Origin of the sequence: Leclercia sp. UBA5958, assembly GCF_002430365.1 — a bacterium.
In the GTDB taxonomy this organism is placed as follows: domain Bacteria; phylum Pseudomonadota; class Gammaproteobacteria; order Enterobacterales; family Enterobacteriaceae; genus Enterobacter; species Enterobacter pneumoniae.
This window is the reverse complement of record NZ_DJCE01000001.1, coordinates 470,581-493,079: the sequence shown is the minus strand read 5'-3', so window position 1 is coordinate 493,079 and position 22,499 is coordinate 470,581. Positions and strand designations below refer to the sequence as shown.

At 58.4% G+C, this 22,499-nt stretch carries 22 protein-coding genes; 8 read left to right on the top strand and 14 right to left on the bottom strand.

Annotated features, from left to right (window positions below; translation table 11 throughout):
* Positions 1–98: 98 nt before the first annotated feature.
* The 4 genes from sra to B2Q93_RS02460 form a co-directional block, all read right to left on the bottom strand.
* Positions 99–236 (bottom strand): stationary-phase-induced ribosome-associated protein, encoded by a 138-nt coding sequence (gene sra, locus B2Q93_RS02475; RefSeq protein WP_040075659.1) that lies wholly within the window; start codon positions 234–236, stop codon positions 99–101.
* Positions 237–331: 95 nt separating this feature from the next.
* The gene (gene bdm, locus B2Q93_RS02470; RefSeq protein ID WP_040075660.1) at positions 332–547 is read right to left on the bottom strand and encodes a biofilm-dependent modulation protein; all 216 of its coding nucleotides are present in this window, start codon (positions 545–547) and stop codon (positions 332–334) included.
* A gap of 140 nt (positions 548–687) precedes the next feature.
* A complete protein-coding gene (locus B2Q93_RS02465) occupies positions 688–1,209 on the bottom strand; it encodes a VOC family protein (RefSeq protein ID WP_286931722.1) in 522 nt (173 codons plus the stop codon).
* Between the two features lie 51 nt (positions 1,210–1,260).
* Complete coding sequence (locus B2Q93_RS02460; RefSeq protein WP_286931721.1) at positions 1,261–2,112, bottom strand: Vmh family MBL fold metallo-hydrolase; 852 nt, start codon at positions 2,110–2,112, stop codon at positions 1,261–1,263.
* Positions 2,113–2,221: 109 nt separating this feature from the next.
* Between B2Q93_RS02460 and B2Q93_RS02455 the strand changes: the two genes are divergently transcribed.
* Both B2Q93_RS02455 and B2Q93_RS02450 read left to right on the top strand, forming a co-directional pair.
* Positions 2,222–3,100 (top strand): LysR family transcriptional regulator, encoded by an 879-nt coding sequence (locus tag B2Q93_RS02455; RefSeq protein ID WP_046885435.1) that lies wholly within the window; start codon positions 2,222–2,224, stop codon positions 3,098–3,100.
* Between the two features lie 78 nt (positions 3,101–3,178).
* Complete coding sequence (locus B2Q93_RS02450) at positions 3,179–3,607, top strand: OsmC family protein (protein WP_040075664.1); 429 nt, start codon at positions 3,179–3,181, stop codon at positions 3,605–3,607.
* Positions 3,608–3,639: 32 nt separating this feature from the next.
* Here the strand turns inward: B2Q93_RS02450 and B2Q93_RS02445 are convergent, their stop codons facing one another.
* A complete protein-coding gene (locus B2Q93_RS02445) occupies positions 3,640–4,554 on the bottom strand; it encodes a LysR family transcriptional regulator (protein WP_286931720.1) in 915 nt (304 codons plus the stop codon).
* Positions 4,555–4,677: 123 nt separating this feature from the next.
* Here B2Q93_RS02445 and B2Q93_RS02440 point away from each other — a divergent pair, with 123 nt between their 5' ends.
* The gene (locus B2Q93_RS02440; RefSeq protein WP_286931719.1) at positions 4,678–5,427 is read left to right on the top strand and encodes an SDR family oxidoreductase; all 750 of its coding nucleotides are present in this window, start codon (positions 4,678–4,680) and stop codon (positions 5,425–5,427) included.
* Here B2Q93_RS02440 and B2Q93_RS02435 read toward each other — a convergent pair.
* The 8 genes from B2Q93_RS02435 to B2Q93_RS02400 are packed head-to-tail and all read right to left on the bottom strand — an operon-like array spanning position 5,424 to position 13,248.
* Positions 5,424–6,386 carry a mannuronate-specific alginate lyase gene (locus tag B2Q93_RS02435; protein ID WP_286931718.1) on the bottom strand — a complete coding sequence of 321 codons (963 nt, stop codon included), beginning with the start codon at positions 6,384–6,386 and terminating at the stop codon, positions 5,424–5,426. The two genes, B2Q93_RS02440 and B2Q93_RS02435, sit on opposite strands and share 4 nt — an antisense overlap.
* Entirely contained in the window at positions 6,386–7,312 is a 927-nt protein-coding gene (locus B2Q93_RS02430; protein WP_207293783.1) for an oligopeptide/dipeptide ABC transporter ATP-binding protein, read from the bottom strand. Before B2Q93_RS02430 ends, B2Q93_RS02435 begins: the two co-directional genes overlap by 1 nt.
* On the bottom strand, positions 7,305–8,291 hold the full coding sequence (locus B2Q93_RS02425) for an ABC transporter ATP-binding protein (protein ID WP_286931717.1): 987 nt from the start codon (positions 8,289–8,291) through the stop codon (positions 7,305–7,307). Before B2Q93_RS02425 ends, B2Q93_RS02430 begins: the two co-directional genes overlap by 8 nt.
* Positions 8,291–9,184: a D,D-dipeptide ABC transporter permease gene (gene ddpC / locus B2Q93_RS02420; RefSeq protein WP_286931716.1), complete on the bottom strand. Its 894-nt coding sequence runs from the start codon at positions 9,182–9,184 to the stop codon at positions 8,291–8,293. The genes B2Q93_RS02425 and ddpC overlap by 1 nt, the downstream gene beginning before the upstream one ends.
* The gene (locus B2Q93_RS02415; protein WP_040075672.1) at positions 9,181–10,203 is read right to left on the bottom strand and encodes an ABC transporter permease; all 1,023 of its coding nucleotides are present in this window, start codon (positions 10,201–10,203) and stop codon (positions 9,181–9,183) included. Before B2Q93_RS02415 ends, ddpC begins: the two co-directional genes overlap by 4 nt.
* 42 nt (positions 10,204–10,245) lie before the next feature.
* On the bottom strand, positions 10,246–11,784 hold the full coding sequence (locus B2Q93_RS02410) for an ABC transporter substrate-binding protein (protein WP_286931715.1): 1,539 nt from the start codon (positions 11,782–11,784) through the stop codon (positions 10,246–10,248).
* Positions 11,785–11,815: 31 nt separating this feature from the next.
* Complete coding sequence (ddpX, locus tag B2Q93_RS02405) at positions 11,816–12,370, bottom strand: D-alanyl-D-alanine dipeptidase (RefSeq protein ID WP_212476069.1); 555 nt, start codon at positions 12,368–12,370, stop codon at positions 11,816–11,818.
* 11 nt (positions 12,371–12,381) lie between these two features.
* Positions 12,382–13,248, bottom strand: a complete 867-nt coding sequence (locus tag B2Q93_RS02400; RefSeq protein ID WP_286931714.1) for a MurR/RpiR family transcriptional regulator — start codon at positions 13,246–13,248, stop codon at positions 12,382–12,384.
* 274 nt (positions 13,249–13,522) lie between these two features.
* Here B2Q93_RS02400 and B2Q93_RS02395 point away from each other — a divergent pair, with 274 nt between their 5' ends.
* Positions 13,523–14,992, top strand: coding sequence for an alpha/beta hydrolase (locus B2Q93_RS02395; RefSeq protein ID WP_286931713.1), 1,470 nt, complete (start codon positions 13,523–13,525; stop codon positions 14,990–14,992).
* Here the strand turns inward: B2Q93_RS02395 and B2Q93_RS02390 are convergent.
* Positions 14,913–16,133 carry an MFS transporter gene (locus B2Q93_RS02390; protein ID WP_286931712.1) on the bottom strand — a complete coding sequence of 407 codons (1,221 nt, stop codon included), beginning with the start codon at positions 16,131–16,133 and terminating at the stop codon, positions 14,913–14,915. The genes B2Q93_RS02395 and B2Q93_RS02390 overlap by 80 nt on opposite strands.
* Before the next feature lie 96 nt (positions 16,134–16,229).
* Here B2Q93_RS02390 and B2Q93_RS02385 point away from each other — a divergent pair, with 96 nt between their 5' ends.
* From B2Q93_RS02385 to treY, 4 genes are all read left to right on the top strand, one after another.
* Complete coding sequence (locus B2Q93_RS02385; RefSeq protein WP_286931711.1) at positions 16,230–16,691, top strand: winged helix-turn-helix transcriptional regulator; 462 nt, start codon at positions 16,230–16,232, stop codon at positions 16,689–16,691.
* A 118-nt stretch (positions 16,692–16,809) separates the two neighbouring features.
* The gene (locus B2Q93_RS02380) at positions 16,810–18,024 is read left to right on the top strand and encodes a diguanylate phosphodiesterase (RefSeq protein WP_286808961.1); all 1,215 of its coding nucleotides are present in this window, start codon (positions 16,810–16,812) and stop codon (positions 18,022–18,024) included.
* 176 nt (positions 18,025–18,200) lie between these two features.
* A complete protein-coding gene (treZ, locus tag B2Q93_RS02375; protein ID WP_263617562.1) occupies positions 18,201–19,991 on the top strand; it encodes a malto-oligosyltrehalose trehalohydrolase in 1,791 nt (596 codons plus the stop codon).
* Complete coding sequence (gene treY, locus B2Q93_RS02370; RefSeq protein ID WP_286931710.1) at positions 19,988–22,486, top strand: malto-oligosyltrehalose synthase; 2,499 nt, start codon at positions 19,988–19,990, stop codon at positions 22,484–22,486. The genes treZ and treY overlap by 4 nt, the downstream gene beginning before the upstream one ends.
* Positions 22,487–22,499 lie beyond the last annotated feature (13 nt).

The following is a 22,499-nucleotide window of genomic DNA, read 5'->3' as shown; positions in this document are numbered from 1 at the left end:
TGGGGGGTAGTATAAATGAGGTGAATATTAATTTCCGCACTCTGGAAACAAAAACGCCACCGATAAAATCGATGGCGTTTCGCATCACAGTGTGTGCTTTATTTGTCTGCGTGGCGCTTCCTGCCGGTCGCATGGGTGGTAACTGACTCCTGATTGTTTTCAATCACCACTTTTCTCTGGTTAGAGAGTTTGTAGTTCAGCCCCAGAATGTGACGTGCCTGACGGTTCGATTTCATCTTAACTCCTCAATCCTGTTGATAGTTTTAAGGACCAGTCTGCTTACGCAAACGAAATATAACCCTGAAGGTTGCCCATTGAGCTTAGCAGGCTTTTATAAAGCTGCGTGCTGACCGCTAACCACGTAGTTAATGGTCTGCTGGTAGATATCACTGAGGATGTCATTGTCTGACGCTTCGACCCATTTGGTCAGCTCCATCAAAATGTCATCTTCGGTGACAGCACCCATTTCGGCACGTAAACCCTGTGCAATGGCATTTACCAGTTCCGGCTGTGCGGAAGAGTTGGTCGCAGAATAATAATTAAACATGTTGCCTCCGTGTCGTTCTCTGTTTAATGGTACGGCTCGCAAAAACATAATACGCATTCAGAATGACAAATATTTTTACCGCTGTGTTTAAGATTCGTCCTGGAAATAAAAATATCATCAAGCTGTATTTGGAGAATATATTATGGCTTCCAGCGACGCCGTTCCGTATATTTTTCATAAGGCATTGGCGAAGGCCACGAGATCAATTCAATCACGCTCCCCCATGGGGTTTTACCATAACAAAACGCATTACCTTCTCCTTTTTCAGCGGGAAAAGAGAGCGCTTTTGGTTCGGTAAATATTTCGCCGCCGGCTGCGGTAAAACGGCTGATTGCCTGCGAAAAATCATCGACATAGACAGCAAAGTGCTGCAGGCCAAAATCGCTGGGGCGGGCGGGGGACTGTTGGTGTGGGCCGTGCATTTCAAAGAGTTCGATACCGGGGCCGTGCGGCAAGGCCAGCATGCGGATGGCGCGTATTTCCGTGCCGGGGAATAATCTTAACGTATGCTGCTGCGCCTCAGGGTCGATATTCTCGCTGCCGGGTTCGACAGAGCGATATAAAACGCGCGCGTCCAGTGCCTGTTCTAAAAATAACGTAGCTTGTTCAATATCAGGCACCGTAATACCTATGTGGTCAATACCTCTTACTGTCGTTTGCATCATTCCTCCTGCTATACGAATTATTCACTATAGCAGGAGGAGGTTAGCTTATTACCACTTCATTTCGCCGGTATTCACTTTGGCGCTTAACTCAAGCGAGCTAACTTCAGCCAGGTCAGGATAGGCTTTTTTCATGGTGTTAATCACATCCGCCGATGTTTTATGCTGCGCCAGGGCAGTTTCAAACTGGGCAAGATAATGCTGAGTAAAACGAATCGCCTCCACTCCCGCAGGCGGCGTGCCGAGGTAATGGCCCGGAATGACCCGCTCTGGCTGATGGGCCGCCATCGCCGCCAGCGTCTGTTGCCACTGCTGGCGGGATTCTTTGGTTTGCGTATCCGCCGTCCAGACGTGGATGCCCCAGGAAACGCCGGTTCCCCCCAGGATGGTTTTCGCGGACGGGATCCAGACGTAAGCCGCGTAATCGTCAGCATGCTCTATCGACACTTTTTCGCCGTCGATCATAAAAGTTGTGGAGGCCAGCACCTGCGGCACGTACAGAGTAGTCGGCGCACCGTCTTTCATCTGCGGTCCCCAGAATTGCAGTTTTGCCTCTTTGGTGGCGTTAATGTGATCCACTACCTGCCGGGTTGCCAGAATTTTGGCCTCCGGGAAGGCCTTCACCAGCGGCTGCAGACCAAAGTAGAAATCCGGGTCGCCGGAGGTGATCACAATTTTGTTCAGCTTCCTGCCGCTGCGACGAATTTTCTCGACCAGCGCTTCGCCATCTTTCACGCTGAACTGCGCATCAAAAAGGACCGCCTCTTTCGGGCCATAAACCAGCGTGGATGAGACCGCGAAAATCGCGTTCTCCTGCGGGTTATAGCTCTCTACGGTTAAGGGGGCTGCAAAGGCGGCGGGGGTGATAAGGGTGCACAGTACGGCAAGGTGGGTAAGCTTCATCTTCGGGTCTCGGTTAGCAACAAAGCCGCTATTGTACCCTTCAGCGCATTTGCCAGAATTACTGAAACAAGACATGCTTAGTTTCATAAATCGAACAAATGGAGTTTTCATGGATCGCGTCATTGCCGCTCAGGTCTATAACCGCATATGTGAACTGGGGAGCCTGAGCGCGGCAGCCCGTGCGCTGGGCATTTCACGCCCGATGGTGAGCCGCTATCTGGAACAGATGGAGAAGTGGGCCGGAACCCGGCTGGTGAACCGCTCGACCCGTAAGCTCACGCTGACGGCGGCAGGGGAGAACGTGCTGCAGAAAACCCGTACGCTGGCGCAGCTGTCGCACGAGATCGAAGGCCATGCGCCCCGCGATCTGCCCTCCGGTACGTTACGCGTCGCCTGCGCCCATTTTACCGCCCTCCATATGCTTGCCCCCATTTTGCCTGATTTTCTGGCGCGCTACCCGCAGGTGCGCGTCGAGCTGGATGTGAATAATCACCCGGTCAGCCTGGTGGGTGAACGGATCGACGTCGCTATTCGCATCACGGATAACCCGGAGCCGGGCATGATTGCCCGTAAGCTGGGGCGCTGTAGGTCAGTGCTCTGCGCCTCGCCGCACTATCTGGCTACTCATGGCACACCGCAGCACCCGCAGGCATTAGCTCAGCATAACTGTCTGCATTACAGCTTTTTTGCCGGGCAGTCCTGGCAATTTATCACCCCTGAGGGGGAGGGGCTGAGCGTAGCCGTCGGGGGGAATCTCAGCGCCAGTATCTCATCGCTCTTACTGGCTGCTGCGGTAGCCCACTGCGGAATTGCCATGCTGCCCGAGCAGGAGGCGCAGGCTGCGCTGGCGCAGGGTGAACTGGTGCCGGTATTGCCCGAACTCACGCCTAAGCCCTTGTCTATTTTCGGCATCTATCAGTCACGCGAATACCAGCCCGCCGCGCTGCGCCTTTTCCTTGACGCAGTTGAACAACATCTGCGCAATTAACAAGAATTATCCGTGTTTCGGGTCAGGCAAAAAGGGTGGTCTATACTTAACCCTTTGTATGTCAAAAGGAGAACAAGCATGACGATTCATAAACACGGTTCGGCACACTGGTCTGGTGACATCAAACGCGGTAAAGGGACGGTTTCTACCGAAAGCGGCGTGCTCAACCAGCAGCCTTACGGCTTCAATACTCGCTTTGAAGGGGCGGCCGGTACCAACCCGGAAGAACTGATCGGCGCGGCGCATGCAGCCTGTTTCTCAATGGCGCTTTCGCTGATGTTGGGCGAAGCGGGTTACACAGCCGATTCCATTGATACCAAAGCGGTAGTGTCACTGGATAAAACGGACAGCGGTTTTGCCATCAGCAAAATTGCCCTGGAGAGTAAAGTGACTGTGCCTGGCATTGATCCACAGCAGTTCGACGGCATTATTCAGAAGGCCAAAGCCGGTTGCCCGGTGTCGCAGGTGCTGAACGCTGAGATCACCCTGGACTATAAACTGAATTAATGGTCTGGCCGGGCCGCGCGCCCGGCTATCCATCAACGCCCCGGACCATTCAATCCCTCGGGGAAGATTGCCGTCAGCCAGTCGATTAATACCCGCAACCGATGCGTCACATGCCGGTTTTGTGGATAGACCACATAAAACGGATAACGTGGCGGTCGCCATTTCACCAAAATCTCAACCAGTTTCCCTTCCCGTATCAATTCACCAGCCGAATAGCGAAAAGTCTGCACAATCCCCATACCTGCCACCGCTGCAGCCAGGTGAGCATTGCTCTCATTGATGCCGATAGCATGGGGCATCACCATTTCCCGTACCCCATCCTCGTCGGTAAAACGAAAGGGAAAAGGACGGCCAGTGACCGGGGAGAGATAGCTCACCAGCCGGTGGCCATTGCGTAGCTCTTCGGGATAGGCGGGGGTGCCGTGGTGCTTCAGATAGGCGGGCGTGGCGCAGGTCACCATCTCCGCATTACCGATATGCCGCGCAATCAGTGACGAGTCTTCCAGCGCACCGCCGCGGATCACGCAATCCACGCTGCCGCGGATCAAATCAACCGGCCGGTCGGCCACGCCAAGCTCCAGGCGGATGCCGGGATACTGGCGCATAAAATCTGGCAGCGCAGGGATGAGCACATCCCGCGCCGTTGAGCCACCCACGTCGATGCGCAGTTGCCCCTGAGGCTGCTGTTTTGCCGTATTAAAGGCGGTGTCGATATCTTCAATATCAATCAGCACTCGTGAGGCTTTCTCGTAATACTCGCGTCCTTCAGGCGTAGCGTTTACCCGACGGGTGGTGCGCTGTAATAATTGTACGCCCAGATGCGCCTCCAGCGATTTCACCAGTTTGCTGAGGGTCGCATTGGGCATATTCAGCGAGTCTGCCGCCCGGGTAAAACTCCCGCTTTCTACCACTCGCGCAAACGCGCGCATTGCCAATAATTGATCCACCGCCAGCCCTCGATTATGCACACACAGAAAGAGTCATTTCCATTTTTGCTAATTTTTCTCTAATCCGGCAAGCGTTAGATTAGCCCCACAGAAAGTTACAAACGCAACCACAAGGTAAATCACATGAACAACGCACTGAATGGAAAAATCGCACTCGTCACCGGCGGCACCAGCGGCATCGGTCTGGCAACGGCCAAAGAGTTAATTGCGCAGGGGGCGAAGGTGTACATCACCGGTCGTCGCGAAGCCGAGCTGGAGAAAGCGCTGACCGCGCTGGGCGATGCTGCCACCGGCATCCGCGCAGACGCATCGCAGCTTGCCGACCTCGATAAGGTTTATGGACAGATCGCAGAACAGGCCGGGCGGCTGGATATCCTCTTTGCCAACGCGGGCGGCGGCGACATGTTGCCGCTGGGAGAAATTACCGAAGAACATTTTGACCGTATTTTCGCCACTAACGTGCGCGGCGTGCTCTTTACCGTACAGAAGGCGCTGCCGCTACTGTCGAATGGGTCTTCGGTGATCCTGACCGGCTCTACGGTCTCGGTGATGGGAACGGCTAATTTCAGTGTTTACAGCGCCAGCAAGGCGGCGGTACGTAACTTTGCCCGCTCCTGGGCGCTGGATTTACAGGGGCGCGGTGTGCGGATTAACGTGGTAAGCCCAGGCCCGATTAAAACCCCAGGACTTGGCGATCTGGTACCGGAAGAGCAGCGCCAGGGGTTGTTCGACGCGCTGGCCGCTCAGGTCCCGCTGCAACGCATTGGCGAACCGGAAGAGGTGGGTAAAGTCGTGGCCTTCCTGGCCTCCGATGCCGCCAGCTTTATCAATGCCACCGAACTGTTTGTCGATGGCGGTATGGCGCAGATCTAGGGCGCATAAATAAGCGTGAGATTGCCGCCGAGACGGCGGCTTTCAAGCGGTTGACGGGCGTCACGCAGGGCGCGCGTCGTGGCATTACACCGGGTCAGATTGCACCAGGGCGCCAGCCACACCGGATCGGTTTCTCTCTGGCTCAGAACGTATCCCGCCAGCCGCCTCAGGGCACCATGATTCTCCTTCAGCAGATCCTGCCCGTTCGCCGCAGCAAAGCTGGCGATCATCACCAGCGGTTGCAGGGCGTAATTATGATAAGCCAGCGCGCGTGCACCGCGTTTTTGTTCGTTAGGTAGCTGCCCATCGGCGGCGATCTGCCCGGCGGCAAGGCGAAACACCTTTATTGACCAGTCGTACAGATCCTGACGGTCGAGCGCAACCGCCGTGGCCATCACCGCCCAGGCTGCCCAGTAGCTGTGATTATTGGTTTTTTGCAGCGCCAGACCGTCCCAGTCTGCCACCACCAGGTCCGCCAGTTCTCCGAGCCAGTGCGCAACCTGCGCGTCTTCAGGCTGCGGTTGTAGCGCCAGCCAGCCTGTAGCGAGTGTGGCCAGCGCCCATTTACGCATTGCCCGCCCGGTATGGTTGGTCTGGGTTGAGGTTAATGCCCCCGCGCGGGCCCACGCGCGATAACCCTTCAGGAGACAGTTGAGCGTGGCGGTATCGCCGCTCTGTTTATAGCGCCAGACCATGGTCGAGATACCGCGTTCAAAGTCGACAATAGGTTGGGTCTGGGCGCGAAACGCGCGTTCCGCTGTAGGGTTCAGGGTGGCGCGCGCGCTGTCTGAACCTGCATATTTACTGGGAAAATCCAGCGCCCCGGTCCAGGGGGCAGGCAGATCGACACACTTTCCGGCCAGGGTGTGCGGGAGGGGGCGGGTAAACCCCGGCGGCGGCACCAGCGGTGCCGCCCAGATCAGGGAGGGTAAAAAGGCCAAAACAAGTAATAAACGCATTACTCAAGCTTACGCCAACAGCGCACCGCCCGGCCACCCGAAACCGTGGCAAGCGCCTGCGGCTGTTCGCAGCCTGCGGTGGCCAACGGACAGCGGTCGCGGAAATAGCAGCCCGTCGGCAGCTGACGATTGCCCGGCAGATCGGTTTTTCGCAATGCCAGAGCATCATCCAGCGGCGCGCCGGTTTTCGGTACCGAGTCCAGCAGCAGCTGGGTGTAAGGGTGGGACGGGCTATTCAGTACCTGCTGTGTCTCGCCCAGCTCAACGATCTGCCCCAGATACATCACCGCCACCCGGTCACTCATGTGCCGGACCACCGAGACATTATGGGAAATCAGCACATAGGTTAGCGTCCGCTCACGCTGTAAATTGACCAGCAGATTCAGAATCTGTGCCTGCACAGAAATATCCAGCGCGCTGGTAGGCTCATCCAGCACGATGATATCGGGGTCCGATGACAATGCCCTGGCAATGGCGATTCGCTGGCGCTGCCCGCCAGAAAAGGCATGCGGTAGACGATCGAGATATTCGGGGCGAATCCCCACCTGTTGCGCCAGCGCTTCGGCCAGACTGCGGCGGGCGCGTTCGTTACTGCGCGTTTTTATCCACACGGGTTCCGTGATGATCCGCCAGACCGGCAGGCGCGGATCGAGGGAGGAGAGCGGATCCTGAAACACCATCTGCATCCCGCTGCGGTCATGGTGGCAGCATTCGCCGGTGCTGGGCTTCAGCATGCCCATCAGCAGTTGGGCAAGGGTGCTTTTACCGCACCCCGACTCCCCGACCACCCCCAGGGTTTCACCGCGTTTGATCTGCAAATCGAGCCCGTTCAGGGCATGAACCTGTTCTGTCACCCGTCCCCGCCAGTTTTTCCGCGCCGGAAAATTCACATGCACGCGATTAAGCTCAAGTAATACTTCAGACATGACGAGTCTCCAGTTGCGGATACCAGCAGGCCGCGAGCTGGCCGGTGGCACCGTGCGGTGAGAGCGGCGGTATCTGGCTACATTGTGCCCCGGCGGCGAAGCAGCGTTCGCGAAACGCGCACTCCGTGGGCAAACGGGTCAGGTTGGGTACGGTGCCGGGGATCGCCGGCAGCATTTCGCGCGGTTCGCCATTTTCCGGGGCGCACTGCAGCAGGCCGATAGAGTAGGGATGCACCGGATGGGCAATCAGGGCATCGGTCGCCCCCGTTTCGATCACGCTTCCGGCATACATGACATACAGTCGATCGCAGAGTTGCGAAACGACCGCCATATCGTGGCTAATGAACAGCACCGAGGTGCCGCTGGCGCGGGCTTTATGCTTCAGCAACCGCAGCACCTGCAGCTGGACGGTCACATCCAGCGCGGTGGTGGGTTCATCGGCGATAATCAGATCCGGCTCGCAGGAGAAGGCCAGGGCGATCATCACCCGCTGGCGCATCCCCCCTGAGAGTTCGAACGGGTAGCGATCCATCACCCGCGCCGCATCGGGGATCTGCATCTCCTCCAGTAGCGAAATGGCCTTTTGCTGCGCCTCGCGGCGGGAGAGCGACTGGTGTTGGCGGATCACCTCCATCATTTGTCGGCCGATGCGCCGGGTCGGGTTAAGGGCGGTCATCGGCTCCTGAAAAATCATCGCCACCCGGGCGCCACGCCACTGGCGCAGCTGTTTTTCGTGGGCAGTGAGCATGTCCTCCCCGAGCAGCGTCACCTGACCGCTGTGAATGCGATAACTCCCCTCAGGCAGCAGGCGCATTGCCAGCATGGCGGTAACCGATTTACCGGAGCCCGATTCGCCTACCACCCCCACGATTTCGCCGCGCTTGACCTCCAGCGAGACGCGGTTCAGAGCATGCACTTCACCGCGAAAAACAGGGAAGCTCAGGTGTAAATTGTCGATGGCTAAGACTGCGTCTCCCATTACTGTTTTCCTCCCGATTTCGGATCAAGCAGGTCGCGAATGCCGTCGCCGAACAGGTTAAAACCCACGGCGGTAATCAGAATGGCCGCACCCGGAAAGGCGCAATACCACCACTGATCGAGCACATAATTACGGCCAACGGCCACCATCGCCCCCCATTCAGCGGTGGGCTGCTGAGCCCCAAGCCCGATGAATCCTAGCGTGGCCGCCATCAGGATGGCGCTGCCGATATCCAGCGATGCCTGGACAATAAGCGGCGGCAGGGCATTGCGCAGAATATGCCAGCTGATCAAATGCCAGCGTGACGCGCCAAAGGTGCGCGCCGCCTGCACATAGGTGAACTGGCGTACCACCAGCGTCTGACCGCGCGCCAGGCGCACATAAAACGGAATACGGACGATAGCAATCGCAAGCATGGCGTTGAACAGGCTTGGCCCCAGGGCCGCGGCCAGCGCCATGGTGAGGACCAGCGAGGGGATCGACAGCATAATGTCCATGACGCGCATAATGATGGCGTCGCCACGTCCGCCGATGACACCGGAGAAACAGCCCAGCAGTGAGCCAATGCCACCGGCGATTACCACCACCGCCAGCCCCGCGGCGATAGATTGTTGGCTACCCACCAGCACCCGGCTAAACAGATCGCGTCCGACCTCATCGGTACCAAACCAGTGGCTCGCCGACGGCGCCTGTAAACGCGCGGTGAGATCGAGCGCATTCGGGTCGTGCGGGACAATCCAGGGTGACAGGATCATTAACAGCAGCATCAAGAGCATGATCAGCCCGCCCACCAGCGTCAGCGGACTCTGGCGCAGCAGCCATATTATTTTTGCCCAGTCGATGCGGGGCGGCGTGGCCTTTACGGTCACTGGCGTTTCCTGGCTTAACATCATTCAGCACCTCCGCGCCCGATACGGGGGTCGATCCACAGATAGAGCAGATCCACCACCAGATTGACTATCACGTAGGCCAGCGATACCACCACCGCAAAGCCCATTACTGCCGGAAAATCCAGCGCCTGAATCGAGGTCACCACCCAGGCCCCCATTCCCGGCCAGGCAAAGACGGTTTCGGTCAGCACCGCGCCATAGAGGAGGTCGCCCAGCGCCAGCCCCAGCACGGTGATGGACGGGATCATCGCGTTCGGCAAGGCATAGCGCATAATGATGTACCAGCCCGGCAGACCGCTGGCGCGGGCGGTACGAATATAATCCTCGCTCAACTGTTCCAGCATCGCCGAGCGGATCTGCCGCGCCACAATCCCCAGGTGGACAAAGGCCAGGGTCAGGGCGGGTAAAATCAGGTGCTGAAGCGCATTAAAGAAGACTTCGCCGTTGCCTTCGATCAGCGCATCTATCAGGTAGAAGCCGGTGAAATGAGCAGGGGGATCCAGCCAGTCGTCAAGCCTGCCGCCGCCGGGCAGAATTTGTAGCTGACCGTAAAAGAGAACAATCACCCCCAGCCCTAGCCAGAAAGCGGGGGTCGAAATACCGGTGATGGCCATCAGGCGCACCAGATGATCCAGCCAGCGGTTACGGTAAACAGCCGACAAAATCCCGAGCGGCACGCCAATGAGCAGCGCCAGCAACAGGGCGCAGAACGCCAGTTCGAGGGTCGCCGGGAAGAACGCCTTCAGCTCCTCCGCCACCGGGCGGCCAGTGCGTATCGACGTCCCCAGATCGCCGTGTGCCAGCGCATTCACGTAGTGGCCAAATTGCACATATAACGGCTGGTCGAGCCCTAGCTGCAGCCGAATATTTTGCACAATCTCCTCACTGGCGCGGTCGCCTGCCAGCAGACGCGCCGGATCGCCGGGGATCATGTGCGAAATAATAAAGGTGATGATACAGACGCCAGCCACGACCAGGATAAGCCCCCAGCAGCGCTGCCGCACAATGCTCCAGAATGTCATACGCCCCTCCTGCGGCGCCGGGTCCCCGGCGCCGGCTCACGCTTATTTGCTCATCGTGGCGATGTTGAACACCTGCTCAAGCATCGGGTTAAAGGTGAAACCTTTGACCTCTTTGTTCATCGCCAGCTGGTAGTTTTTCTGGAACAGATAGACGTAGGCCGCTTCGTCGATCACGATCTTCTGCGCCTGCTGGTAATCTTTGGTCCGTTCGGCCTGGTCGGTGGTCTTCAGCGCACTTTGCAGCAGCGAATCGACCGTTTTGTTCTCATAGAAAGCGCGGTTACCCGGCAGCCCTTTTTTGTCCGATTCGAACCAGTAGTTCATAAACATGTACGGGTCGGCGAAATCCGGGCTCCAGTTACCGATCGCCATGTCGTAATCGCCTTTGCCTACGCGATCCCGCATGGTGGCGTTCGCCAGTTTTTCCAGCTTGACGTTAATACCGAGCTTACCGAGGCTGGCCTGGGTAGAGAGGGCGATCGGCTCCCAGTTCGGATCGTTATCTGAGTAGAGGAAGGTGAGGCTGGCCGGTTTCTCTTTCACCTTCTCCAGCGCCGCTTTGGCCTTGGCTTCGTCCAGACTGTACTGCTGGGCCGTAGCGTCAAAGCCCCACATCCCCTCAGGAATGGGGCCGCGCATCTGCTTACCGTTGCCGCTCAGGATCCCTTTCACCATCCCCTGATAATCGGTAGACCAGGAGATGGCCCGGCGCAGATCGACCTGGTTCAGTGGCGCTTTGCTGTTGTTCAGGTAGAGGTAGGTCACCCGCAGGGAGGGGTACTCGGCCACGGCCACTTTGCCCTCCTGCTTCAGGGCGGTCAGCTGATCCACCGGCAGGGCATCGGCGATATCGATATCACCCCGCGAAAGCTGCAGACGACGAGATGCGCTCTCACCGATGATCTTCACCGATACGCGCTTAAACGCCGGTTTTTTCCCCGGCCAGTGCGGGTTGGGTACCAGGATTAACTGCTGGCCTTTCTGCCAGCTTTTCAACATAAATGGGCCGGAGCCGGCCGTGTGTTGCGCCAGATATCCGCGCGCATCATCCGCCGCGTTAGCTTTCAGGACCGCCGGGTTAATAATCGAGGCCCCATCGTTGGCCAGCGTATAGAGGAATGGCGCAAACGGCTGGTTCAGAATGAATTTCACCGTGTGCGCATCCACCGCTTCGACTTGCAAATCTTTAGGGAAGGCCTCTGCCGGTCCCTGACCAATTTTCAGCAGCCGCTCAAACGAGGCCTTGACTGCCTCAGCGGTGACCGGGGTGCCATCGGCGAAACGGGCGTTGTCTTGCAGGGTGAAGGTCCAGGTTTTCTGGTCCTCGGATGCTTTCCAGCCGCTGGCAAGATCGCCTTCAATCTCCGTTGAGCCCGGCTTGTACTGCACCAGACGTTGATAAGAGGGGTAGGTCACCGTCCAGTCGTTATTATCGATGGTCACGGCCGGATCGAGGGTTTGCGGGTCGGCGGCTTTACCAATGACCAGCATATCTTTCGGCACCGCGGCCTGAGCGGCAGGGAGCGCCAGGGCGAGGGCCGCGGCAATCAGCGCGGGGCGAAACAGGTTGAGTGCGTTCATAGCAAGGCTCCAGCGAGTAAAAGGGTGTGCGTCAAAAACAGGCGAAACGGTCTTCAAGCAGCGGATAGCTGGCAGCAAGCGGCAGCTCGAAGTGCCACCATTCGGAACTGATGCCAACAAATCCCCCGCCGGCCATGATGCCGTTCAGCAGCAGACGGTTGCGCTGCGCCTCTGGCGGAACGGAGGGGTGAAAGGCGTGAGAGCGGTCGTGCATTTCGTCAAAGCCCGCCCCCATATCCAGCACCGCCCCGCGGGCGTCCATCAGCGTGACGTCGATAGCCGTACCGCGGCTGTGGTTCGAGCCGGTAGAGACATCCACCACGTATTGCGGATCCGGGCATGCCTCCCACAGGCGAGCCTGGGCCGCTTGCGGGCGATAGGCGTCATACACCAGCAGCTGTAAACCTGCGAGGTCGGCAATACTTATCGCTTTCGCCAGCGCGGTTATAGCATCCGGATGCAGCAGACAGCGCGCCTCGCGGTAGACAGGGCGGCCGGTAATGTTGTCGGCCGTGGCATACTTCAGGTCGATATGCAGGGTAGGAAACGTCCTGGCGACGTCGACCAGTTGACACTCTTCGGGCATAGCTCCGCTCCTTAACGTTCGAATTGACCAAACTCTTGTTGTAATTGCCGGTTTGCCGCCAGGCGGGTGGGCAGGGCATCGCCCAACGCCTGGACCACGCCCGACAGCAGCAGGTTAAACAGGCAGCTCACCGGGGCCAGGGAGTCCCAGAAGTGGCCGGTATCGGTTTTCACCTGCAGAAGGTCGATGGGGTAATCCCGCGCCCAGGGACACCAGATATCGGTGATCAGTACGGTACGGATCTGTCGCTCACAGGCTACCCGGCAAAACTGACGGGCCACCGAGGAGTAAGCGCGGGTATCGGTCAGTACCACGTAGGGGTGGCTAAAGCCGGAGTTGAGCGACTCAACCCAGCTGCCGGAGAGCCCTTCGCTATAAATGACGCGCGGCCGCAGATACTCCAGATGGCTGAAGAAGGCGTTAGCGATGCCGCGGGTAGACTGGATCCCCAGCACAAAAACCGCGTCAGCGGTGGCCAGATGGTGTACCACCCGTTGAAAACCCTCGCTTTGCGCCAGCTGGTAGACATGCCCTATAGCATCCATTTCCAGCGCGAGAGAGCGCTGCGCCCGGTCAGGAAGCGTCTGCTGCTGGTGCCAGGAGTCGAGACGCTCTTTCATCCCCCAGGGCTGATAGGGGGCGGCAGGCCATTCGCGCAGACTTTTTTTGGCATCATCCAGATTGCGATAACCCAGTTTGCGTAAGTAACGTCCCACGGTGATACCGCTGGTGCCGGTGGCCTGCGCGATGCTCTCTGCCGTTTCAAACGGGATTTGCCCCGCATGGGCCAGCAGCCAGCTCGCAACCCGTTTTTCGGTAGGGGTCAGCTGGCTAAAACCGCGTTCTATACGCGCCAGAAATTCAGTGTGTGGAGTCATGCCGCCTCGCTGTTAACGGGTTGTCATCACCGGAAAAACTGTTACCTGATTAACAATGCAGGACGCGTGCCAATCCAGCCCTTGCCAGAAATGGCGGGTTTCCCTGCAATATTCGATTAACTTATGAGTAACATTAGTGCAACCTGGCGCACTTTTAGTGCAGCCAGGCTGCGTTGAAGGTATGAAATTAGTGAATTCGTCACAGGCATCACATTTTTGTGGGCCGGGAGAAACGCGCTAAGATAGCGTCAATCCCATTCTGGAAAGGAAGCCCATGCGCGCCCAGCTGTTCTCCACCGTGAAAATTGTCGCTAAGGTACTGGGCGTCGTCCTGATCGTGCTGCTGGCCTTCCGGATTTATAAATCGCAGACCGGCCCCGCGCTGCACCCGTGGCACACCTGGACTGCGCCAGAGATGTCGGCGCGCGATATCGATCAGGCGACGTTTGCCGATTATCTGCGTCAGGAAGGGCAGATCTTCCAGGCATTACAGCGCGACGTGGTGGATAAGACAAAAGGTGACGAGCAGACGCCGCTTAACCGCTATTACCGCAACAGCCTGGTCTGGCCCGGACAGTTTTCGTTGCAGGGGAATCGCTCCCGGGTGCTGCTGCCTGAGGGTACGCCACGCGGTACGGTGGTGTTACTGCATGGACTAACTGACTCCCCCTACAGCGTGCAGCGCATCGCCGCCGACTATCAACAGCGTGGATTTGTGGCCGTCGTGCCGCGTCTGCCGGGCCACGGTACCGCACCGGGCGCGCTCAGTGATGTGGAGTGGGAGCAGTGGATGGCGGTGACCCGTCTGGCCGTGCGTGAAGCCCGTCGTCTTGGCGGGGCAAAGGTGCCGCTGCATCTGGTGGGCTACTCCAACGGCGGGGCGCTGGCGTTGAAATACGCTCTCGACGCCCTTGATGACAACCACCTGGCGAAACCCCAGCAGCTGATTTTGATCTCGCCGATGATTGGCGTCAGCGCCTTCGCCCGTTTTGCCGGGCTGGCGGGGCTGCCCGCGCTGCTTCCGCCCTTCGCCAAAGCGGCATGGCTGAATATCCAGCCGGAATACAATCCCTTTAAATACAACTCGTTCCCAGTGAACGGGGCGCGCCAGAGTTGGCAACTGACCCAGGCGTTGCAACAGCAGATCCGCCGTTATGCCGACAAGCAGAGCCTGACGGCGCTTCCCCCGGTACTGGCCTTCCAGTCTGTTATGGACAGCACCGTCAGCACCCGTGCGGTGGTGGATATGCTGTTTAATCTGCTTCCGTCTAACGGCAGCGAGCTGGTCATTTTTGACATCAACCAGGCCGCCAGTCTGCGCCCGTTCCTGCGTCCTGGGGCGTATCTTTCGGTTGATGCGCTGCTACCTCCGCCGCCGCGGCGCTATACGACGACGGTGGTGACCAATGCCTCGGCGCAGACCCTGAAAACGGTCGCGCGCAGGCTGCCCGCCGGGTCAGTGGCGGCGCAGGTTACGCCGCTCACTACCCCCTGGCCGGCAGATATCTATTCCCTCTCACACGTGGCGCTGCCGTTCCCGCCGCAGGACGATCTCTACGGTACCCGGCCAGTCGATCCGCAGCGGTTTGGCATAAATCTGGGTAATGCGGCCCTGCGTGGCGAAACGGGGGGATTGATCGCCGGCATGGACGCCATGATGCGACTTACCTCGAACCCTTTCTACGACTATATGTTACAGCGGATCGTGCAAACAGCGCCCAGTACGCCAGCGCCAGCCCGCTGATGAACGCGCCCGCAGCACAGACGGCGTGCCAGCCACCCCAGGCCCACAAATGGGTGGCGAGCCACGCGCCGCTGGCGCTACCCAGCGAATAGAAAGCCATATACACCGCAACCAGACGGCTGGTTGCCTGCGGGCGTTGCGCGAAGATCAGGCTTTGGCTCGTGACGTGCACCGCCTGTACGGCAAAATCCAGCAGAATGATGCCCAGCGTCAGAATGATAAGAGACCCTTCGCCGCAGGCCATCAGCCCCCAGCTCAGTAACAGTAGCAACAGTGCCCCGCCTGTGACCCGCTGCCCCAGGCCGCGATCCGCGAAGAGACCAGCCTGACGCGCCGCCAGCGCCCCGGCAATGCCCGCTATCCCTAACAGACCAATCTGGCCCGGGCTGAGGTCATGCGGCGCACCGCTTAACGGGAACACCAGCGAGGTCCAGAGCAGGCTAAAAGCCATAAAAATCAACAGAGCGAGGAGGGCGCGCACCCGCAGCACAGGCAGTTCCCGCCAGAGCGCAAACAGCGAGAGCAGCAGCTCGCTATAGGGGCGAGGCGGCTTCTGCGTTTCCTCCTGCGGCGCGGTGCGGATAAAAAGCAGCGCCATGCCCAGCATCGCCAGGGCAGAAAAGAGAAGCACAATACGCCAGGAGCTCCACTCCCCAAGCAACCCGGCCACCACTCGCGCCAGTAAGATCCCCAGCACCACGCCGCTCGTGACTCTCCCAGTCGCTTCGCCCCGGCGCGCACTCTCCGTCAGGCTGGCGGTATAGGCCACTACAATCTGGACCACCACCGCCAGCACTCCCACCACGCCCATAAGGGTGCTGAGCATCAGCAATGACCCTGCCTGCGAGGCGATCGCCAGCAGCAGGCTACTCATTAGCATCAATGAGGCGATCAGCGTTTTACGATTCACTCTGTCGCCCAGCGGCACTAAAAACAGCAGCCCCAGCCCATAGCCCGTCTGGGTCGCGGTGATAATCCATCCCATGCTTGCGGTACGCGCGTGCAGGTCATGGGCAATCTGGTCGAGAAGAGGCTGGGTCATATAGACATTGGCTACCGCAAACGCGCAGAGCACGGCGAAGAGAAACAGCTGCCGGGAGGTGAGCAGCGGCGTGGCGCGTGACGATTCGGTCAGGCTCATTTGCATTACCCTCTAAACTGGTTTTAAATAAAAACTAGATTACTATCACCTGGTCTGGTTTTTATTTGCAACCATTTTTTACGTGGAGGGTACTTTATGACGCACGAAGAGACTTTTATCACCACCACCTGTCCGGTAGCCCGCAGCGTGAATGTGCTGGGCGATCGCTGGATATTGATGATTATCCGCGACGCGTTTGACGGAATTTCCCGCTTTAGTGATTTTCAAAAGAGTACCGGCGTGGCCAAAAATATCCTGGCCGCGCGGCTCAAAACCCTGACAGAGGCAGGCATCCTGAAGCAGACCCCAGCCAGCGAAGGCGGGGCATATAAGGCTTATCATCTGACTGCGCGTGGTGAGGCGCTCTTCCCGCTGGTTGTCTGCCTGCGTCAATGGGGTGAGATGAACCTGTTTAACGAAGGCGAGGCGATGTCTCATCTGCAAACGGCCGATGGGCAATCCCTTGCGAAACTGGAGGTCACGGATAAGGATGGCACCCGGGTGGAGGCCCGAGAAACCCGCCGTGTTATCGCTCCTGACGGCAAGCATTCAAATTAGTTATATTCATGTCAGAATATGTATAATTCACAGGCCGCAACGATATCTTTAGTAGCACAATATGAAGTATGCTAAACAATAGCTTATAACAACATTTCACCGACCGGGACCCATTGCTGTGCTGACTACACTTATCTACCGAAGCCAGTTAAATTCTTCCTGCGAATTGTTATCTCTCACCGCTTTGATTGAAAAAGCGAAGCACAGCAATGTGAAGTTGGGTGTCACCGGTATTTTGCTCTTTAACGGTACGGAATTTTTGCAAATTCTCGAGGGGGCAGAAGAGACCGTCGATACGCTTTTCAAGACCATCCGGGACGACAGGCGGCACCATAGCGTGGTGGAGCTGATGCGCGATTATGGCCCGCGTCGTCGTTTTGAAAACGTGGGAATGTTGCTTTTCGATCTGCGCGTTGATATGCCGAAATCCATCCTGACCTCCGTGCTGAGCTACAGCAAAATAGAACGCTATCTGGCTTCGGAAGATCGGGTTTTCAAATTCATTCAGCAATTTATTAGCAAAACTCAGCGGCCAGAGCCTGCCGCGACCTCGTCTCCTGAACGGTGGACACTCACCCAGGAGCAGGCCCCCTTTGGCCCGCCGCGGGGTGAGCTGATCGATAACCAGATGTGCCAGTTCGCCCTGCAGCCGATTGTCGAGCCTGGTGAAGGAAAAATCTCCTCGCTGGAAGCCCTGATCCGCAGTAATGACGGAGGCAGCCCGGAGCGCTTTTTCAGCGCTATCGACAGCGATAAAGTTTACGAAGTGGATCTGCAAACCAAGGCGTATGCCTTCGCGCTGGCCGAAAAAATTGGTATTGGCGATCATAAAATCGCCATCAATCTGCTGCCGATGTCGCTGGTAAATGTGCCCGGCGCGGTGGAATTTTTGATGGAGCAGATCCTGCGCCATGGTCTGGTGCCGGAGCAGGTGGTCATTGAGGTGACGGAGAACGAGATGATCTCCGGTTTCAATCAGTTTAATAGCGCGATCAAACAGCTGCGGGCCGCCGGTATCGGTCTGGCTATCGATGATTTTGGTTCGGGTTACGCGGGGCTGTCCCTGCTGACCCGTTTCCAGCCCGATAAAATCAAGATCGACCGCGAGATTGTCAGCAATATTCACCTCAGCGGCCCGAAACAGGCGATCGTGAAATCTATCGTCAGCTGCTGCGCCGACCTGGGCATCACCCTGGTGGCCGAAGGAATTGAGAAGATGGAAGAGTGGTGCTGGCTGGAAACGGCCGGGATTAAGCGCTTCCAGGGCTTCCTCTTCGCCCGCCCACAGCTTAACGGCGTGGGTACCATCAACTGGCCACACATCGCCTCCTGAACCCTTCCCCTGGCGGGGCCTCCCCGCCACCTGTTAATTCGCCACAGCACAGCGCTAACCTGGTCTATAGTTTATCTTCGTGCGCTAAGCATTCACGTCATGTTACGGCTTTTCTCCTCCGCGTAACCATCCAGTTAAGCAGCCCAGGGGCAGTTCGGGTAAAACGAGGTGATCGTATGCAGTCAGAACAGGTATCAAAACAGTGGGGTGCCGTTCGTCTGGAAACAGGCGCGGTGCGTTTCAGGCTGTGGGCCAGCGGCCAACAGCAGATGACATTGCGGGTGGAAGGGCACGATTATCCCATGCAGACAGCGGGGGATGGCTGGTTTGACATCACCCTGAACGACCTTCCTGCCGGGGCCAATTATCAGTATGTGCTTGCAGATGGCACCGCGTTGCCAGACCCGGCATCGCGTGCGCAGCAGGGGGATGTGCATGGCCCGTCACAGGTGGTCGATCCCCATAGTTACGTCTGGCAATACCCGGAGTGGCAAGGCCGTCCGTGGGAAGAGACGGTGGTCTACGAGCTTCATATCGGCACCTTTACGCCTCAGGGCACCTTTCGCAGTGCCATCAGTAAACTGCCATACCTGGCAGAGCTGGGGATCACTCAGATAGAGGTGATGCCGGTCTCCCAGACAGGGGGCAACCGCAACTGGGGCTACGATGGCGTCCTGCTTTACGCGCCGCACAGCGCGTACGGTACGCCGGACGATTTCAAAGCCTTTATCGACGCCGCTCACGGGCTGGGTTTATCCGTGGTGCTGGATATTGTGCTCAACCATTTTGGCCCTGAAGGCAACTACCTGCCGAGATTATCCCCGGACTTTTTCCACCCGGATCGCATGACGCCCTGGGGCAATGGTATCGCCTATGATCTGGACCCGGTCCGGGCGTTTATCATCGGCCTACCGCTCTACTGGCTAAGTGAATATCGCCTCGATGGGCTGCGCTTTGATGCCATTGACCATATCGAAGACAGTCGCCAGCCGCACGTGCTGGAAGAGATCGCGACACGTATTCGCGAAACCATTACCGACCGGCCGATCCATCTGACCACGGAAGATAGCCGCAACGGTATCGATCTGCATCCCCGGGATGAGCGCGGGCAACCGCCGCTGTTTACCGCGGAATGGAATGATGATCTGCATAACGCCCTGCATGTTTTTGCGACCGGTGAAACCCACGCTTACTACGAAGATTTCGCCGATGCGCCAGAGGTGTGGCTTGCCCGCGCGCTGACCGAGGGGTTTGCCTATCAGGGAGAGGTGTCGCCGCACAGCGGGAAACCGCGCGGAGTGAATAGCCGTAATCAGCCGCCGCTGGCCTTTGTCGATTTTATTCAGAACCACGATCAGGTAGGCAACCGTGCCCAGGGTGAGCGGTTAATTACGCTTGCGGGTGCGGAGCGCACCAGGGTGCTGCTGGCCATGTTGCTGCTCTCTCCACACATTCCGCTGCTGTTTATGGGGGAAGAGTACGGCGAAACCCATCCGTTCCTGTTCTTTACTGATTTCCACGGCGAACTGGCCCGGGCGGTGCGGGAAGGGCGGGCAAAAGAGTTTGCCGGCCATACGGGGCACGACGGAGAGGATGTTCCCGATCCTAACGCGCTGACCACCTTTACCGCTTCGCAGCTTGACTGGCAGAAACTGACCAGTGAGAGCGGTAAATCCTGGCTACGCTTTACCCGCCAGCTGCTGCTGTTGCGCCAGCAGGCGATTGTTCCTTTACTGACAGGCGCACAGGCGTGCCAGGGGAAAGTCCTGCACACCGCACCTGGCTATATCGCCGTCTGCTGGCACTTTGCGCAGGGCACGCTCTCCCTGGCGCTGAATGTCAGCGACCGCACGCTGCCCGCGCCTGAGCTGCCGGGTAACACGCTGTTTGTCTGGCCTGAAGGCGCCGGCGCGCTGACGCCAAATTCGATTATTGTCTGTTTTGCTGAGGGAGAAGCCTGCCGATGATTCCCGTATCGACCTGGCGTATTCAGTTTCGTAATGGCATGACTTTCGATCGTGCCGTCAGTCTGGTGCCTTATCTGCAGCAACTGGGTATCAGCCATCTCTATGCTTCACCAATTTTTACAGCCGCCAGCGGATCCACTCACGGCTATGACGTGACGGACGTGAACGAAATCGATCCGGCCATCGGTGGCCGGGCAGGGTTCGAGCGGCTGGTTAGCGCCCTGAAAGAGGCGGGTATTGGGCTGATTCTGGATATTGTGCCCAACCATATGTCCACCTCGCTGGAGAACCCCTGGTGGCGGGATGTGATTGAGTACGGCGAGCAGAGCCGTTACGCCCACCACTTCGATATCGACTGGTCGCGCCGCCTGACTCTGCCTTTCCTGGGGGATGATTTTGACAAGGTGGTGGCCCAGGGGGATATCACCATTCAGCGCGCCCCCCATACTGGCCGCCCCGCGCTGGCCTATTTTGAAAACTTCTACCCCCTGACGCCAGCCAGCTGGGCAGGGCGCGAGGAAGAGGTACTGAGCCTGTCCGATCCCGAGGCCATTACCCGGCTTCATGAGCAGCAGCCCTGGCGGCTCAGCAGCTGGCGCGATGCGGCGTCAGATCTCTCCTGGCGGCGATTCTTTGAAATTACCGGCCTGGTCGGCGTTCGGGTTGAAGATCCCGCCGTCTTTGATGACTGCCATGCGCTGATTCTGGCCCTGGTCCGCTCCGGCGCGGTGGACGGGCTGCGGGTGGATCATGTGGACGGTCTGGCCGATCCAAAAGGTTATCTGGAGCGTCTGCGCCAGGAGGCGGGGGCGGAGTGCTACATCACCGTCGAGAAGATCCTCGGCAAAGGGGAGCATCTGCCTGCCGACTGGCCCATCTCGGGCACGACAGGATATGAATTTATCGCCTCGCTGGCGGAAGTGCTGGTGGATGATGAAAAGATGGATACCCTGCGTCAGGCCTGGGACGAGGTAGTGGGTAAAACATCCGATCCTCATGCCGAACTGCGCGCTGCCCGCCGGCTGATGGTTGATCGTAATTTTGCCGGCGAGTTTGCCACGCTGTTAGGGCTGGCTAACGTTATCGCCCGCGACGAGCCGCTGCAGCCTGACGAAGAGACGTTGCGCCATGCGCTGCGCGAGCTGCTGTTAGCCTTCCCGGTCTACCGCACCTACGGCACCGAAGCGGGGTTGCCCCCGGCGGATCTGCGCCTGTTGCAGCAGGTCATCGCTCAGGTCGATGCCGATGCGCAGGCGCTGGATCTGCTTACCCGAATCATGACCGGTGCGGTGGTGAATCAGGCCCAGGCGAACAGCTTCCGCACCCGCTTCCAGCAACTTACCGGGCCGTTAATGGCCAAATCAGTGGAAGATACTCTCTTTTTCCGCCAGAACATGGGGCTGGCGCTGAATGAAGTCGGCGCCGAACCGGTGCCGCGGGGCTTTTCGCTGACCCGTTTTCATCAGGAGATGGCGACCCGTCGTGAACGTCAACCCGATGCGCTCTCCGGCACCTCTACTCACGATACCAAGCGCGGGGAAGATGCCCGTGCTCGCCTCTATACTCTGACCGAAGCACCCACTCAGTGGGCCGAAGGCGTGGCGCGCTGGCGGCAGATGAACCAGACGCATGTTCGTTTCTTGAATGACGGGACGGCGCCGAAAGCCGCCGATACCTGGATGCTCTATCAGGCGCTGGCCGGCGTCTGGCCGCCTGCGCTGAGGCCGGATGATCACGCCGGGCTGAAGGCGCTGGAGACGCGTTTCCTGGAGTTTGTGGAAAAAGCCCTGCGCGAAGCCAAGCTTCGTACCGACTGGGTGGATAGCAACGAAGCCTACGAAACGGTGGTGCTGGAGTATGCCCGCCATCTGCTCAGCGCCGAGAATCAGACCTTCTTAACGGATTTCTGCGATTCACTGCAGCCCTTTATTCGCACCGGGCTGGTCAACAGCCTGAGCCAGACGCTGATCAAACTTACCGCGCCAGGCGTACCGGACATCTACCAGGGCAGCGAAGCCCTCAATTTCAGCCTCGTCGACCCCGACAACCGCCGTGAGCCCGATTATCCCCGGTTGGCGCAGCAGCTACGCGACGCAGATCGGAACGTGTTTAACCAGGAAGCCAGCTGGCGCAGCGGCCAGGTTAATCAGTTCGTAACCGCCACGTTGTTACGTTTACGCCAGGACAAACCGGCGCTTTTCCGCCGGGGTGACTATGTGGCGCTGATTACCCACGGCGAACAGGCAGAGAAGGCCATCGCCTTTGCCCGCACCGACGGCAACGACGCGGTGATAGTTGTCGCCCCCCGACTGGTTTTTGCCGCCGCCAGCTATACCGGCGCCGCGTTATGGCCCGAGACTTCCGTCGCGTTGCCTGAGCCTCTGGCCGGACGCCGTTATCGGGATCTCTTCACAGAAGAGGTGTTCGCCCTCAACGACACCCTTGAATTAGCCTCTGCACAGTGGTGCTGGCGGGTACTGGTCGCCTGCGACTGAGCGTGTTACACAT

Bases quoted from the DNA above. Each gene is read 5' to 3' on its own strand.
- sra (WP_040075659.1), bottom strand. From the start codon at position 236: ATGAAATCGAACCGTCAGGCACGTCACATTCTGGGGCTGAACTACAAA.
- bdm (WP_040075660.1), bottom strand. From the start codon at position 547: ATGTTTAATTATTATTCTGCGACCAACTCTTCCGCACAGCCGGAACTG.
- B2Q93_RS02465 (WP_286931722.1), bottom strand. From the start codon at position 1,209: ATGCAAACGACAGTAAGAGGTATTGACCACATAGGTATTACGGTGCCT.
- B2Q93_RS02460 (WP_286931721.1), bottom strand. From the start codon at position 2,112: ATGAAGCTTACCCACCTTGCCGTACTGTGCACCCTTATCACCCCCGCC.
- B2Q93_RS02455 (WP_046885435.1), top strand. From the start codon at position 2,222: ATGGATCGCGTCATTGCCGCTCAGGTCTATAACCGCATATGTGAACTG.
- B2Q93_RS02450 (WP_040075664.1), top strand. From the start codon at position 3,179: ATGACGATTCATAAACACGGTTCGGCACACTGGTCTGGTGACATCAAA.
- B2Q93_RS02440 (WP_286931719.1), top strand. From the start codon at position 4,678: ATGAACAACGCACTGAATGGAAAAATCGCACTCGTCACCGGCGGCACC.
- B2Q93_RS02435 (WP_286931718.1), bottom strand. From the start codon at position 6,386: ATGCGTTTATTACTTGTTTTGGCCTTTTTACCCTCCCTGATCTGGGCG.
- B2Q93_RS02430 (WP_207293783.1), bottom strand. From the start codon at position 7,312: ATGTCTGAAGTATTACTTGAGCTTAATCGCGTGCATGTGAATTTTCCG.
- B2Q93_RS02425 (WP_286931717.1), bottom strand. From the start codon at position 8,291: ATGGGAGACGCAGTCTTAGCCATCGACAATTTACACCTGAGCTTCCCT.
- ddpC (WP_286931716.1), bottom strand. From the start codon at position 9,184: ATGATGTTAAGCCAGGAAACGCCAGTGACCGTAAAGGCCACGCCGCCC.
- B2Q93_RS02415 (WP_040075672.1), bottom strand. From the start codon at position 10,203: ATGACATTCTGGAGCATTGTGCGGCAGCGCTGCTGGGGGCTTATCCTG.
- B2Q93_RS02410 (WP_286931715.1), bottom strand. From the start codon at position 11,784: ATGAACGCACTCAACCTGTTTCGCCCCGCGCTGATTGCCGCGGCCCTC.
- ddpX (WP_212476069.1), bottom strand. From the start codon at position 12,370: ATGCCCGAAGAGTGTCAACTGGTCGACGTCGCCAGGACGTTTCCTACC.
- B2Q93_RS02400 (WP_286931714.1), bottom strand. From the start codon at position 13,248: ATGACTCCACACACTGAATTTCTGGCGCGTATAGAACGCGGTTTTAGC.
- B2Q93_RS02395 (WP_286931713.1), top strand. From the start codon at position 13,523: ATGCGCGCCCAGCTGTTCTCCACCGTGAAAATTGTCGCTAAGGTACTG.
- B2Q93_RS02390 (WP_286931712.1), bottom strand. From the start codon at position 16,133: ATGAGCCTGACCGAATCGTCACGCGCCACGCCGCTGCTCACCTCCCGG.
- B2Q93_RS02385 (WP_286931711.1), top strand. From the start codon at position 16,230: ATGACGCACGAAGAGACTTTTATCACCACCACCTGTCCGGTAGCCCGC.
- treZ (WP_263617562.1), top strand. From the start codon at position 18,201: ATGCAGTCAGAACAGGTATCAAAACAGTGGGGTGCCGTTCGTCTGGAA.
- treY (WP_286931710.1), top strand. From the start codon at position 19,988: ATGATTCCCGTATCGACCTGGCGTATTCAGTTTCGTAATGGCATGACT.